The following is a 14,030-nucleotide window of genomic DNA, read 5'->3' as shown; positions in this document are numbered from 1 at the left end:
GCGGTGATACCGGGGTTGCTAAGTTCCCTCAAGGGACCGGGTGACCTAGCCGTACATAAGAACAGGCGGCAGGCCCCGAGGGATGACGTGAAGGCGGGACTTAAATGAATGAAAACGTGACGGATCAACCAGTCGAGAGCACCGGGCTCGGGGCGGTGAAAGGGGGGGCGGTCGCGCTGCTCCTCGTGGTCTTGGGGCTGGTGCTTTGGGGCGTTCTGCGCCCGGTGGAGCGCGAAGGGGCGCAACCATCGGGGACAGATACCACTGCCGCGACCGGTTCCGCAGGCGCGCCGCAAACGGCCCAGCAGGGGGATGGGGGCACGACCTCCGGCACCGCCGCGCCGCAAAAGCAAGGCGTGGAAACCGTGGCTCAGGAAGCGGAAGAGGCGGCGAGTGCCGTGGCTCCGCTGGCTGAGGAGCCTACGGATAAGCTCGTTGAAACGGTCGACGGTCAGGGTGCTGAGGCCTCGGCTGCAGCGTCCGTCACCGGGACTGAGATGGGGGCTGACAGCACCACTGCAAAGGCGGCAGCGGACGGCAAGCCGCTCGCCCAGGTGCAATTCGATGCGCTGCGCGCCGCGCCCGACGGATCGGTGACGCTCGCCGGTCGGGCCGAACCGGGCGCCAAGCTCGATATTCTGGTGGACGGGAAAGTCGTGGCGAGCACGCAGGCCGATGGCGCTGGCAGCTTCGCCTCGCTCTTCGATCTGCCGCCCGCCGATGGACCGCGCGCGCTCTCGCTGCGGGTGACCGGCGCGGATGGCACCACGCGTGACAGCGCCGAGACGCTCGTGCTGCGCGGCCAGCCGAAACAGGAGCGCCTTGCTTCGGCAGGGGAGAGTGCGACGCCCGGAGCGGCTGCCGATGGTGCGACAGATGGTAGCGCCGGGGCGACGGCTTCGGCGACCGATGGTGCGGCGATGACCGGCACTGACGCAGGCGCGTCCGCCGCAACCGGGACCGACGCGGCCCCCTCCACGCCGACCCCGCCGGCAGCACCGCTCATCGCGGATGCCGATGGCGCGCGGCTGCTCGCTCCGAAAAGCGACGATCTGGTGATCGACACGATCTCCTTCGGCTCAGGCGAGGTCGCGCGCAGTGAAGGGCGCGGCGCGCCCGAGGGCACGACGCTCAGCGCCTATCTCGACGACACGCTCGTCGCCGAGGCGCAGCCGGGTGCGGATGGGCGCTGGTCGCTCAGCCTGCCTGGCTTGGGCACGGGCGAGCATAAGCTGCGGATCGACGCGCAGGATGCGTCCGGCAAGGTGGTCGCGCGGGCCGAGACCGGCTTCGACCAGCCCGACGAGATCCTCGTGGCGAGCGCGGCCGATCCGACCGGTGCGCAGGCGGCTTCGGTGCGCGCGACCGGAGAGGTCGGCGACGCGGTGAAAGTGGTGCAGATCGTGAAGGGCAATACGCTCTGGGCGATCGCACGCGAGGTCTATGGCGACGGGTTCCTCTATGTGCGGGTCTTCGATGCCAACCGCGACCAGATCCGCGACCCCGACCTGATCTATCCGGGGCAGGTCTTCAACATTCCCGCCCCCGATGCACAGCCCGCGGAGGCTGCGCAGTAGCGCACAGACCGCTTGCATGGCTGGACTCCTGCGCGCCGCCGAGTAGGTTGCGCGCAGGTTTGACCGGCGAGGGGCGCTGCCCCGCTCCCTGACGGGAGCCCCCGGGATATTTTCGCCAAGAGGAAGAGGAGGGCGCGATGCCTCCGGCACAGATCACGACCAAGGGCAAGATGAATGCCGAGGAACGCGCCCGCGGCTGGCGCACGATCCGCGCGGTGCTGCCCTATCTCTGGGCGCATGAAGCCCCGTGGGTGAAGCGCCGCGTCGTCTTCGCGATGGTGATGCTGGTTATCGCCAAGATCATCTCGGTCTCGACGCCTTTCGTCTATCGCGAGGCGGTCAACGCGCTCTCGGGCGAGGGGACCTCGGCCGCCTGGGCGCTGGGCATGGGGGCGGTGGCGATCACCGTGGCTTACGGCGTCGCGCGCCTGATGACGGTGGCCTTCGGCGAGCTGCGCGATGCGATCTTCGTGAAGGTGGCGCAACGCGCGCTGCGCCATCTGGCGCTGCAGACCTTCACCCATATGCATCAGCTGAGCCTGCGCTATCACATCACCCGCAAGACCGGCGGCCTCAGCCGGATCATCGAACGCGGGGTGAAAGGCGTCGAGTTCCTGCTGCGCTTCATGCTGTTCTCGGTCGGCCCGCTGATCGTCGAGCTGACGCTGGTGGCGATCATCTTCGCGGTGGTCTTCGACTGGCGCTACGCGGCGGTCGTGCTGGTCACCATCGCGGCCTATATCAAGTTCACCTTCAAGGTCACCGAGTGGCGCGTGAATATCCGGCGCGAGATGAACAAGGCCGATACGGCGGCGAACCAGAAGGCGATCGACAGCCTGCTGAACTTCGAGACGGTGAAATATTTCGGCGCGGCCAAGCGCGAGGCCGAACGTTACGACGACTCGATGAAGGGCTACGAGGCGATGGCGGTGAAGACCGGCCAGTCGCTCGCGGCGCTCAATGCGGGCCAGACGCTGATCATCACGATCGGGCTCGTGACGGTGATGGTCATGGCCGCGATGCAGGTGCAGGCGGGCACGCTGACGGTCGGCGATTTCGTCATGGTGCAAGCCTATATGATCCAGATCACCATGCCGCTGGGCTTCCTCGGCACGGTCTATCGCGAGATCCGTCAGGCGCTGGTCGATATGGGCGAAATGTTCGATTTGTTGCAGCAACCGGCCGAAATTCAGGACAAGGAGGACGCGGACGTTCTGAAAGTGAAAGGCGGGCATATCAGCTTCGACCATGTCGAGTTCGCCTATGACCCGACGCGGCCGATCCTGAAGGGGATTTCCTTCGACGTGCCGGCGGGACAGACGGTGGCGCTGGTCGGGCCCTCGGGTTCGGGCAAATCCACGATCGGGCGCTTGCTGTTCCGTTTCTACGAGGTGACCGGCGGCGCGATCCGCATCGACGATCAGGACCTGCGCGACGTGACGCAGGAGAGCCTGCAGCAGTCGATCGGCGTGGTGCCGCAGGATACCGTGCTCTTCAACGACACGATCCGCTACAACATCGCTTACGGGCGCGCCGATGCCACGGACGAGGAGATCGTCGCGGCCGCGAAGGCGGCACGCATCCATGACTTCGTGCTCAGCCTGCCCGAAGGCTATGACACGGCCGTGGGCGAGCGGGGGCTGAAGCTCTCGGGCGGCGAGAAGCAGCGGGTGGGCATCGCGCGCACGATCCTGAAGAATCCGCCGATCCTACTTCTGGACGAGGCGACCTCGGCGCTCGATACGCAGACCGAACGCGACATCCAGATGAGCCTGAAGGCGATGGGCGAGGGGCGGTCCGTGATCACCATCGCGCACCGTCTGTCGACCATCGCGGATGCCGATCAGATTCTAGTACTCGACAAGGGCGAGATCATCGAGCGCGGACGCCACGAGGAGTTGCTGGCACAGCGCGGGCGCTATGCCTCGATGTGGGCGCGGCAATCGGCGGAAGAGGAAGACGAGGCGGAGCAGGGCGCGGCGTAACGCGTGAAGGGCGGCGCCCGACCCTTGGGTGGGCGCGTCGATCCCTGCGAGGCTTGGCGCTTTATCTCGAAAGCCCGCAGGTCGGTCGTGCCTGCTCCGACATCGCCAATGCGCCCTCCCGGGGGAGGGTCGGGCGCGGCCCGGGCTAGCCGTCCGGGCATTTTCGCAGCTTCACTCCGCCGCGTCGGGCCGTGTCACCAGATGCGGCTTCACACCGCCTTCGGGTTCGCCGTCCTCCCAGATGATCTCGCGCCCACGCATCTTGCGCATCGCACGCTCCAGCGCGAGGTCGCGCGCAGCCCGGCTGTCGATGCCCTGCATCAGCGCCGAAAGCGCCTTGGTCCCGCGATAGGCGCCGGTGTTGAACCAGACCCGGATCGCCAGCAGCGCGGGCGTCAGAACCAGCGTCAGCACGGTCGCGGTGCCAAGGCCGAACACCACCGCCGTCGCCAGTTGCTTCCACCAGAGCGCGGTCGGGCTGTCGATCGAATAGCCGCCATTGAAGAAGTCGAGCGACAGGCCGAACATCATCGGCGCGAGCCCTGCCATTGTGGTGATCGTGGTCAGCAGTACGGGCCGCAGACGGGCCTCGGCGGTGCGGATGATCGCCTCGAGCTCGGGCATGTAGCGCGAGAATTCCTGATAGGTGTCGATCAGGATGATGTTGTTGTTCACCACGATCCCCGCCAGTGCGACGATGCCGACGCCGGTCATGATGATCGAGAATTGCTGGCCCATCACCAGCATCCCTATCAGCACGCCTGCCGTGGACAGCACCACCGCTAGCAGCACCAGCACCGAATTGTAGAAGCTGTTGAACTGCGCGAGAAGGATCACGAACATCAGTGCCAGCGCGCCGCCGAAAGCGGTCATCAGGAAGTCCTGGCTCTCGTTCTGCTCGACCAGATCGCCCGACCATTCGTAGCTGACGCCGGGGGGCAGGGTGGCCTCGGTATCGAGCCACTCTCCCAGTGCCGCGATCCGCTCGTTGCCGGTAATCGGCTGGCCATCCTCGTTGGTGAGGCCCTCTTCGACCCCCGCCTTGATGTCGTAATAGCGGGTCTGGTCGATCCGGTCGATCTGGCCCAGCTTGGGGGCGGGCGTCCGGGTGATGAAATTCGCGAGCGGCACCAGCCCCTCGGAGGTGCGCAGCTTCAGCGTGTCGAGGGTCGACAGCACCCGGTCTTCCTCGGGCAGACGCACGCGGATTTCGATCTCCTCGTCAGACGAGGGCACGCGCATCGTGTCGAGCAGGATGCCGCGCGTCACCAGCTGCACCATCCCGCCCACCGTCGCCACATCCGCGCCGAAACGGCCCGCGCGGGTCACGTCCACGTCGATCACCCAGTCGATGCCGGGCAGGGGGCGCGTATCCTCGATCGCGGTGACGCCCTTCATATCCGCCATATGCGCCTCGACCTGCCGCACGGCCTTGTCGAGCGCTGCGAAATCGTCGCCCTCGAGCCGCAACTGGATCGGCTTGCCGGAGGACGGCCCGCGATCCTGGGCGAGATATTCGGACTGGATGCCGGGGATCGTGGCGATCTTCGCCATGATCTTCTCCATCACCACATCGCCATCGAGCGCCGGATCGTCCTTGCGCTCGGCCCAGGGGATCATCTCGACCTGAATCTGACCGATCGTGTCGCGCGGCGCGCTGGCTCCGCCATTGTTCTGGTTCAGCCCGCCTTCGCCCGCGAAGGAGAAGACCGCGCCCACGCCGGGCGTGCCGATCACCATGTTTTCGGCTTCCTGCAGCAGCGCGTCCTTCTCTGCCAGCGAGAGGTTGCCGCGGCCCCGGATATAGACGATCGCCTGTTCGACCTCGCTGTCGGTGAAAAACTGGGTGCCGTTGTTGTTCTTGCCGTAATAGCCGAAGGTCATGACGACGCCGGTCACGATCACCGAGACCACGATCAGCGGCATGATCGGATTGCCCGCGATGGCGGCGGTGAAATGGCCGAAGGGGCGGCGGCGATAGCCCGCCTCGATGGGCTTCGGTTTGCCTTGCGGCTTGGCCGCGGTGAAGGTGATCGAGCTGAGCAGCGTAGCTATCACGAAGAGGATCACGCCGGGCAGCGAGGCCAGCAGATTGCCCGAAGCTGTATGCGTGCCCGAGAAGAAGGCCGGGTTGAGCGTCAGCAGCGCGCCGAGGAAGACGAGTCCGGCCGAAGCTATGGCAAGCAGCAGGCGCAGCCAGTACGGCCAGCCCTTGATGACCCGCGCGCCCATGTCCAGACGGCGGCTCATCCGGCCCGCGACGCCGCCCACGACGGGCAGGTAGATCAGCGCCACGACCAGCGAGGCTGAGAGCACGAAGATGATCGTGACTGGCAGCATCCCCATGAACTCGCCCGGCACGCCCGGCCAGAACAGCATCGGCAGGAAGGCGCAGAGCGTGGTCGCCGTGGACGACACGACCGGCCAGAACATGCGTTTCGCGGCTTCAGTGTAGGCGGCCATCGGGCCTGAGCCCTCCGAGATCCGTTTGTCGGCATATTCCACCACGACGATCGCGCCATCGACCAGCATTCCCACCGCGAGGATCAGGCCGAACATCACGATATTCGAGATCGGCACGCCCATCGCGCCCAGCAGCAGGAAGGTCAGCAGGAAGGAGGTCGGGATCGCGAAGCCCACCAGCAGCGCCGAGCGCGTTCCCAGCGTGGCCAGCACCACGATCATCACCAGCGCGATCGCGGTCAGCACCGAGCCTTCGAGCTGGCTCACCATCGCGCCCACGGTTTTCGATTGATCGAGCGAGATGCCCACATCGACGGCGCGTTGCAGCGGCTCGGGCCATTTGCTCTCGGTCTCGGCCACGGTCTTGCGCAGCAGGTCCACCGTGTCGATGACGTTGTAGCCCTTGCGCTTGACGATCTGCAGCGCCACCGTCGGCTCGCCGTTGAAGCGCGCGGTGCCGGTGCGGTCCTCGAAGGTCAGGCGGATATCGGCCAGATCGCCCAGCGTCACGACGCTCTCGCCGTTCTTCTTCACCGGCAGCGCATAGACATCCTGCGCGGTTTCGAAGGTCGCGGGGATCTTCACTGAGAACGCGCCGCCATCGGTCTCGACTTCGCCTGCCGCGATCAGCTGGTTGTTGGCTTGCACGACATTGATCAGCTCGGGGGCGGTGACGTTATAGGCCTCGAGCTTCAGCGGATCGATCACGACTTCCAGCATCTCGTCGCGCTGGCCTGCGATCTGGGCTTCCAGCACCGGCTCCAGCCCCTCGACCTCGTCCTGCAATTCGCGGGCGAGCTGTTGCAGGGTGCGCTCGGGTGCATTGCCCGAGAGCGTCACCACGACGATCGGGAATTCGGAGAAATTGATCTCGTTGATCGAGTATTTCTCGGCCCCGTCCGGGAACTTGCCCTCGGCGGTGTTCATCGCGTCGCGCACATCGGCGATGATCTTCGTCTTGTCCCAGCCGAAGTCGAATTCGAGCATCAGCCCCGCATAATTCTCCTTCGCGATGCCGGTCATTTTGTCGAGCCCGTCGAGCCCGGCCAGTTCGGTCTCCATCGGCTTAACCAGCAGCTTCTCGGAATCGGTGGCCGAGATGCCGGGGAAGGGGACCGAGATGAACAGCATTGGAATTTCGATATCCGGCTCGCCCTCCTTGGGTAGGCTCAGATAGGCGGTCAGCCCCGCGAGGATCGAGATTGCCACGAAGGCGATCACCATCCGCGCGCGGGCTGCGGCCCAATCGACGATGCCGGTCATTGCGCGGCCCCGTCGGTGACGTCGCCATCGGTTTGCGGGGCGGGCGTCATGGGGGCAGGCGTGTCTTGAGCCGCATCGCCCGGCGCGTGATCGACGAGGGTCACGGCCACGGGCGAGCCTTCGGTCACGTAATCCTGCCCGACCACGATCACCGTCGCGCTCTCCGGCAGACCGGCCAGCCAGACGCCCTCGGGCGTGTCACGCAGGAAGTCGACCGGGGCGAAACGGGCCACGCCGTCCACCGCGAGCCGCACGCCCAGCTTGCCCTGATCGTTCAGCGTCATCGCGGAGGCGGGCAGGAAATGTGCCTTGGTCCCATCGGCGGCGATGATCATCTCGACCGTCTGGCCCTCGCGGATCGAATGGTCGCCATTGGGCGCTTCGGCCTCGATGCGGAAGGTGCGCGTGGCGGCATCCGCCGATTGCGAGACGAAGGTGACCTTGCCCATCACCTCACGCCCGGTCGCGAGGCGTGCACCGACCATCGCGCCGGTCTTGACCCGGTCGATCTCGGTCTCGGGGACGTATCCCACCAGCTTGATCGGATCGAGCTGGATCACGGTGGCGCAAAGCCCGCCCGCCGAGAGCAGCGAGCCCAGTTCGGCGGTGTCTTCCTCGATCATCCCAGCAAAGGGCGCGGTGATCTCGAGCCGCGCCAGTTCCGTCTGTGCTGCCCCGACGGCGGCGCTGGCCGCTTCGAGGGCCGATTGCGCGGAGGCGGTGGAGGTTTCCGACCGGTAACCGCCTTCTTTCAGCTTCTCGGCGGCGGTGGCGTTGAGCCGCGCTTCCGCCAGCCGGGCCTGCGCTTCGGCCAGCGCTGCGGGCCGCGTGCCGGGATCGAGCTTGCACAGCAGCTGACCTTTCTCGACCTGCGCGCCCTTGCCGAGCGGCTCGGAAATCACCTTGCCCGTCGTCTCGGAGCGCACCTCAACGCGGCGCGCGGCCTCGGTCTGCCCGCGCGTCAGAACGCCCTGATCGAGCGGCTGCGCGGTCGAGACCATCGCCTGCACCGGCACGGCGGGGGTGCCGGTCGCCTCGACCTGCTGCGCTTGCTCGGCAGGCGTCGCGGCATCGCCGAGATAGCCCATCAGGCGGTCGCGCTCGAACACCAGAAGGTAGAGCGCGACAAGAACGAGGATCGCGTTAAGGATCGGGACCGGACGCATCGGCGGGCTCCTGTATGTGGGCACGGCGTCTCGCCAAAATGGGGACTGAACCGCAGCGTTCAACTTACCGAGAGCGGCGCGTGATCTCAAGGCTTGCATTCCTCAAGGACCCGCGTGAACAGAGCGGTTCGTGCGGCCCTTGGCAGCGCCGGGGGAGCCGTGTAAGAGGGGCGCCAAAGCTACGAGGAGACCCGCGCGTGAGTGATACCGACAGTTTCATCGACGAAGTCACCGATGCCGTGCGTCAGGACAAGCTCTGGGCGGCGTTCAAGAAATGGGGCTGGATCGGCGCGGTAATCATCCTCGCGATCGTCGGCGGCACCGCCTGGAATGCGTGGCAGAAGGAAAAGACCGAGGCCGATGCGCGCGCCTTTGGCGATCAGGTGATGGCGGCCGTGAACGGTGACGCCACCAGCGCCGATCTCGCCAAGGTCACGCCCGACGGTCCAGGCCGCACCGCGGTTCTCAAGATCATGCAGGGCGACGCCGCGATCGAGGCGGGCAAGCCCGACGAGGCGATCAAGTTCTTCGACGCAGTCAGCGCCGAGCAGGGCCTGCCGCGCTCGATCAGCGATCTCGCGAAGCTCAAGGCGGTGATTGCTGCGGGCGACAAGATGGATGCGGCCAAGCGCGATGCGACGCTGCAGGAACTGGCCACTCCCGGCGCGCCCTACCGCCTTCTGGCGATGGAGCAGCAGGCGGCCGCAGCCGTCGCATCCGGCGACACGGACGGCGCGATCTCGATCGCCCAGCAAATTCTTCAGGACGCCGGCCTCACGCCGGGCTTGCAACAACGCGCGACAGAGTTGATTGTGGCGCTGGGTGGCGAAGTGCCGACCCAGCCGGGGCAGTCCGCTCCGGCACCGCAAGAGTAAAGGGTTGAACCAGCGCGTCTTTATCGGGCGTGCGGGCACTGCAAGAGAGCCGAGACAGGCAGGGGGAACGGGCGTGAAGCTGAGCAAGACGATCTGCGTGCTGAGTGTGGCGGCTTTCGTGGCAGGCTGTACCAAGGAAACGATCCTTCCCGGCGAGCGTCTCTCGCCCCGCGACGCGCTGCGCGCCGAAGAGGGGCTGCCGCTGGCCGATGCGCCGGCCCAGCAGTCGCTGCCGATCTCGCTGCCCCGTCAGGTGGGCAATGCCGAATGGCCGCAGCGGGCTGGCTCGGCCACCCATAGCCTGTTCAACGCGGCGCTCGGAAACGGCACGACGCCGGTCTGGTCCGCCGATATCGGTTCGGGCAATGCGCGCCGCTACCGCATCACCGCCGATCCGATCGTGGGTGGCGGCAAGATTTACACGCTCGACAGTCAGGCCCGCGTGACCGCGACCGCGACGAATGGCGGGCGCGTCTGGCAGACCGACATCACGCCTCCGGGCGACCGTCAGGGCGATGCTTCGGGCGGCGGCGTGGCTTATGCCAACGGCACGGTCTATGTGACCTCCGATTTCGCCGAGCTCGTCGCAATCGACGCAGCCACCGGCGGCATCAAGTGGCGGCAGTATTTCGACGCAGGCATCGGCGGTGCGCCGACCGTGAAGAACGGCGTGGTCTATGTGGTCGCGCGCGATTCCTCGGCCTGGGCGATCCGCGCCAGCGACGGCAAGGAAATCTGGCAAGTGCCGGGTGCGCCGTCGGCTTCGGGCATGACCGGCGTCTCCTCGCCCGCCGTCACCGACCGCATGGTGATCTTCCCGTTCTCCTCGGGCTTCCTGAGCGGCGTCCTGCCGCAAAGCGGGATGCAGATGTGGAACTCCAAAGTGCCGGGCGCACGTCCGGGCGTGGGCTATGCCAATATCGTCGATCTGACCGGCGATCCGGTCGTGGTGGGCGACACCGTCTATGCGGGCTCCTCGGCGGGCAAGCTGGCGGCCTTCGACGTGAATTCCGGCGAGCGGATCTGGACCGCGACCGAAGGGGCCAACAGCCCCGTGCAGGTTGCAGGCGGCTCGATCTTCCTCGTCTCGGATCAGGGCAAGATCGTGCGTCTCGATGCCAAGACCGGCGATCAGATCTGGTCCAAGGACCTGCCGTACTACACCAAGGACAAGCCGAAGCGTCAGCGCGACATCGTCGCGAGCTACGGCCCGGTTCTCGCGGGCAACAAGCTGTTCGTCGCGTCTTCCGACGGCGTGCTGCGCGTGTTCAGCCCGATCGACGGCAGCCTGATCGGGCAAGCGAAGATCCCGGGCGGGGCTGCGACCGATCCGGTCGTGGCGGGGCGCACCCTCTACGTCGTCGGCGGCGATGGGAAACTGCACGCTTTTCAGTGAGCCCTTTAGGGTGTAAGGGGGCCGCTTACGACCGCCCAAGGAGGGCATCATGAGCTTTACCCTGGCCATCGTGGGCCGCCCGAATGTCGGAAAATCGACGCTGTTCAACCGGCTTGTCGGCAAGCGACTCGCGCTTGTCGATAACATGCCCGGCGTCACGCGCGACCTGCGCGAGGGCGATGCGCGTCTGGGCGATCTGCGTTTCATCGTGATCGACTCGGCCGGTTTGGAACTTGCCGAAGACGACAGCCTTCAGGGCCGGATGCGCCGCCTGACCGAGCGCGCCGTGGAAGAGGCCGATATCTGCCTCTTCATGATCGACGCGCGCGTGGGTGTGACGCCCGCCGACGAGATTTTCGCCGATATCCTGCGCAAGAAAAGCGCTAACGTCATCCTCGCGGCCAACAAGGCCGAAGGGGCTGCGGGCGATGCGGGCGCGATGGAGGCCTGGAGCCTTGGTCTGGGCGAGCCGCTGCGGATCTCGGCTGAGCATGGCGAAGGTCTGGACGATCTCTATACCGCGCTGGTGCCGCTGGCCGATGAATTCGCCGAGCGCAACGCCGCGAACGCGCCGGTCACCGATATCGTGATCGAGGACGAGCTCGAGGAAGGCGACATCCCCGCCTACCAGCCGCCCTCCGCCACGAAGCCGCTGCAGCTCGCCGTGATCGGGCGCCCGAATGCGGGCAAGTCGACGTTGATCAACAAGATTCTGAACGAAGACCGCCTGCTGACCGGCCCCGAGGCCGGGATTACCCGCGATGCGATCTCGGTCACCGCCGATTTCATGGGCACGCCGATGCGGATCTGGGACACGGCGGGGATGCGCAAGAAGGCGCGTGTCACCGACAAGGTCGAGAAACTGAGCGTGGCCGATGGCCTGCGCGCGGTGCGCTTCGCTGAAGTGGTCGTGGTGCTGCTCGACGTGAATATTCCGTTTGAAACCCAAGACTTGCGGATCGCCGATTTCGCCGAGACCGAGGGTCGCGCCGTTGTGGTTGCTGCGAACAAATGGGATCTCGAAGAGGATAAACCCGAGAAGCTGAAGGAACTGCGCGAGGCGTTCGAGCGCCTGCTGCCGCAGCTCAAGGGCGCGCCTCTGGTGACCGTCTCGGCCAAGACCGGCAAGGGGCTCGACCGGCTGCATAATGCGATCCTGAAGGCCCATGAGGTCTGGAACCGCCGCGTGCCGACCGCGAAGCTGAACAACTGGCTGACCGCGATGACCGAGGCGCACCCGCCGCCGGCTCCCGGCGGTCGTCGGATCAAGCTGCGCTACATCACGCAGGCGAAAACCCGTCCGCCGGGCTTCGTGGTGAAGTCGACCCATACCGACAAGATCCCGGAAAGCTACGAGCGCTATCTGGTCAACGGTCTGCGCGAGAGCTTCGATATGCCGGGCACGCCGATCCGCCTCTACATGCGCGATCAGGGCAAGACGAACCCCTACAAGGATCGCAAGAAGTCGATCCCGTCGCGCCTGAAAAAGCACGTCGATGCGAAGAAGCGCTCGGCCCACAAGGAATCGGCGCGTAAAGCGCGCGAGGCGAAGAAGGGCGAGTAAGGCTCTAATCCTAAAAGAAAACGCCCGCCGGAGGATGTCGAAATCTCCGGCGGGCGTTTTTCGTTTCGGCGAGGCCGACGGCTTTACAGAAAGCCCAGCCGATCGAGGGCCGCTTGGGCGCGTGCGCGCTCTTCGGTCGAGTCCGAAAGCACGCTCGCATTGATCTCCGCCATCAGTTTCGACAGCGTCTTTTCCCGGCGCATCGCGATGATCTGCGCGGGGATCTGGTCCTCACCGATCTCGAGAATGCGCCTCATCAAGACGCTATCCCGCTTGTGCGTGACTGTTACGGACATGTGCAGCTCTCCCGGCGACTCACTTCGAACACGGAAACGTTAACAACGTTCCCGGCCGGAGTCTTGCGTCGCCGGGTCGCAGTGTCAGGCCAGCTTGCCGTCGACCAGCCGGGTCTTGCCGCCCAGATAGGGATGCAGGCAGGCGGGCAGGGTGACCGAGCCGTCCTCTTCCTGACCGTTCTCCAGCACCGCGATCAGGCAGCGCCCGACCGCGAGGCCCGAGCCGTTCAGCGTCGCGATGAATTCGGGCTTGCCGCCGCCTTCGGGCTTGTAGCGTCCGTTCATCCGTCGCGCCTGGAAGGTGCCGCAGGTCGAAACCGAAGAAATCTCGCGATAGGTGATCTGACCCGGCAGCCAGACCTCGAGGTCATAGGTCTTCTGCGCGCCGAACCCCATGTCGCCGGTGCAGAGCACGATGCGACGATAGGGCAGTTCCAGCGCCTCCAGCACCGCCTCGGCGCATTTCGTCATGCGTTCATGTTCGTCGATCGCGGTCTCGGGCGTGCAGAGCGTCACCATCTCGACTTTCTCGAACTGGTGCTGACGCAGCATTCCCGAGGTGTCCTTGCCTGCGGACCCGGCTTCCGAACGGAAGCAGTTCGTATGGGCGCACATGCGCTGGGGCAGGGCGGCAGCGTCCATGACCTCGCCATTGGCGTAGTTGGTCAGCGTCACCTCGGCGGTGGGGATCAGCCACCAGCCATTGGTGGTCTGATAGCTGTCCTCGGCGAATTTCGGCAATTGCCCGGTGCCCATCATCGCCTCGTCGCGCACCAGCACGGGGGTGATGTTCTCGGACAGATCGTGCTTGTCCACATGCAGGTCGAGCATGAATTGCGCGAGCGCCCGGTGGACGCGGGCGACCCCGCCCTTGAGCACCACGAAACGCGAGCCCGACAGCTTTGCCGCCGTCTCGAAATCCATCTCGCCACCCACCGCGGACAGCTCGAAATGCTCTTTCGGATCAAAGGCGAACTCGCGCGGCGTGCCCCAGCGGCTCACTTCGACATTCTCGTCCTCATCTGCACCATCGGGCACATCGGCCAGCGGCAGGTTCGGGATCGTCATCAGCAGATCGCGCAGCTTGGCGTCGAGTTCGCCCGCCTCGGTCTGCATCTGTGCGACCTCGGCTTTCTTCTCGGTCACCAGCGCGCGCAGGCGCTCGAATTCGACTTCGTCGCCTTTCGCCTTCGCGGCGCCGACTTGCTTCGACGCGGCGTTCTGATCGGCTTTCGCGGTCTCGGCGGCGTGGATTGCCGTGCGGCGCGCCTCGTCCATCGCGAGAATCTCGGGCGAGAGCGGCGAGAGCCCCCGCCGCGCCAGCTGCGCGTCGAATTCTTCGGGGTTTTCGCGGATTGCGCGGATATCGTGCATCTCACCATCTCCAAGACTGTTGCGGGAAAGGCTTTAGCGCATGAAAGTGAAAGCGAAAACCCCCGGCGATG

At 65.9% G+C, this 14,030-nt stretch carries 9 protein-coding genes; 5 read left to right on the top strand and 4 right to left on the bottom strand.

Annotated features, from left to right (window positions below):
* Nucleotides 1–104 precede the first annotated feature (104 nt).
* Both ACZ7GB_RS02750 and ACZ7GB_RS02745 read left to right on the top strand, forming a co-directional pair.
* On the top strand, nucleotides 105–1,577 hold the full coding sequence (locus ACZ7GB_RS02750; RefSeq protein ID WP_472157581.1) for a LysM peptidoglycan-binding domain-containing protein: 1,473 nt from the start codon (nucleotides 105–107) through the stop codon (nucleotides 1,575–1,577).
* A gap of 137 nt (nucleotides 1,578–1,714) precedes the next feature.
* Nucleotides 1,715–3,562, top strand: coding sequence for an ABCB family ABC transporter ATP-binding protein/permease (locus tag ACZ7GB_RS02745; protein WP_152842846.1), 1,848 nt, complete (start codon nucleotides 1,715–1,717; stop codon nucleotides 3,560–3,562).
* Between the two features lie 171 nt (nucleotides 3,563–3,733).
* On the opposite strand, the gene ACZ7GB_RS02740 is transcribed toward ACZ7GB_RS02745, so the two are convergent.
* A complete protein-coding gene (locus ACZ7GB_RS02740) occupies nucleotides 3,734–7,288 on the bottom strand; it encodes an efflux RND transporter permease subunit (protein ID WP_472157580.1) in 3,555 nt (1,184 codons plus the stop codon).
* Nucleotides 7,285–8,454, bottom strand: a complete 1,170-nt coding sequence (locus ACZ7GB_RS02735) for an efflux RND transporter periplasmic adaptor subunit (RefSeq protein WP_472157579.1) — start codon at nucleotides 8,452–8,454, stop codon at nucleotides 7,285–7,287. Before ACZ7GB_RS02735 ends, ACZ7GB_RS02740 begins: the two co-directional genes overlap by 4 nt.
* A gap of 197 nt (nucleotides 8,455–8,651) precedes the next feature.
* Between ACZ7GB_RS02735 and ACZ7GB_RS02730 the strand changes: the two genes are divergently transcribed.
* The 3 genes from ACZ7GB_RS02730 to der all read left to right on the top strand — a co-directional run bounded on the left by ACZ7GB_RS02730 (nucleotide 8,652) and on the right by der (nucleotide 12,289).
* Nucleotides 8,652–9,329, top strand: coding sequence for a hypothetical protein (locus tag ACZ7GB_RS02730; protein WP_472157578.1), 678 nt, complete (start codon nucleotides 8,652–8,654; stop codon nucleotides 9,327–9,329).
* Between the two features lie 73 nt (nucleotides 9,330–9,402).
* Nucleotides 9,403–10,725, top strand: a complete 1,323-nt coding sequence (locus ACZ7GB_RS02725) for an outer membrane protein assembly factor BamB family protein (RefSeq protein WP_078546366.1) — start codon at nucleotides 9,403–9,405, stop codon at nucleotides 10,723–10,725.
* 49 nt (nucleotides 10,726–10,774) lie between these two features.
* On the top strand, nucleotides 10,775–12,289 hold the full coding sequence (gene der, locus ACZ7GB_RS02720) for a ribosome biogenesis GTPase Der (protein WP_078546368.1): 1,515 nt from the start codon (nucleotides 10,775–10,777) through the stop codon (nucleotides 12,287–12,289).
* 83 nt (nucleotides 12,290–12,372) lie between these two features.
* Here der and ACZ7GB_RS02715 read toward each other — a convergent pair whose 3' ends face one another.
* On the bottom strand, nucleotides 12,373–12,546 hold the full coding sequence (locus ACZ7GB_RS02715) for a hypothetical protein (protein ID WP_158522071.1): 174 nt from the start codon (nucleotides 12,544–12,546) through the stop codon (nucleotides 12,373–12,375).
* Nucleotides 12,547–12,669: 123 nt separating this feature from the next.
* On the bottom strand, nucleotides 12,670–13,959 hold the full coding sequence (serS, locus tag ACZ7GB_RS02710; protein WP_472157577.1) for a serine--tRNA ligase: 1,290 nt from the start codon (nucleotides 13,957–13,959) through the stop codon (nucleotides 12,670–12,672).
* Nucleotides 13,960–14,030: the final 71 nt, after the last annotated feature.

The sequence above is a fragment of the Thioclava sp. PTB-PU3-1 genome (assembly GCF_055666785.1).
The sequence above is the reverse complement of the archived record's forward strand: the minus strand, read 5'-3'. Positions and strand labels throughout refer to the sequence as shown.

What these genes read in the sequence shown, in the direction of transcription:
- ACZ7GB_RS02715 (WP_158522071.1), bottom strand. Translation starts at nt 12,546, where the DNA reads ATGAGGCGCATTCTCGAGATCGGTGAGGACCAGATCCCCGCGCAGATC.
- der (WP_078546368.1), top strand. Translation starts at nt 10,775, where the DNA reads ATGAGCTTTACCCTGGCCATCGTGGGCCGCCCGAATGTCGGAAAATCG.
- ACZ7GB_RS02740 (WP_472157580.1), bottom strand. Translation starts at nt 7,288, where the DNA reads ATGACCGGCATCGTCGATTGGGCCGCAGCCCGCGCGCGGATGGTGATC.
- serS (WP_472157577.1), bottom strand. Translation starts at nt 13,959, where the DNA reads ATGCACGATATCCGCGCAATCCGCGAAAACCCCGAAGAATTCGACGCG.
- ACZ7GB_RS02745 (WP_152842846.1), top strand. Translation starts at nt 1,715, where the DNA reads ATGCCTCCGGCACAGATCACGACCAAGGGCAAGATGAATGCCGAGGAA.
- ACZ7GB_RS02735 (WP_472157579.1), bottom strand. Translation starts at nt 8,454, where the DNA reads ATGCGTCCGGTCCCGATCCTTAACGCGATCCTCGTTCTTGTCGCGCTC.
- ACZ7GB_RS02750 (WP_472157581.1), top strand. Translation starts at nt 105, where the DNA reads ATGAATGAAAACGTGACGGATCAACCAGTCGAGAGCACCGGGCTCGGG.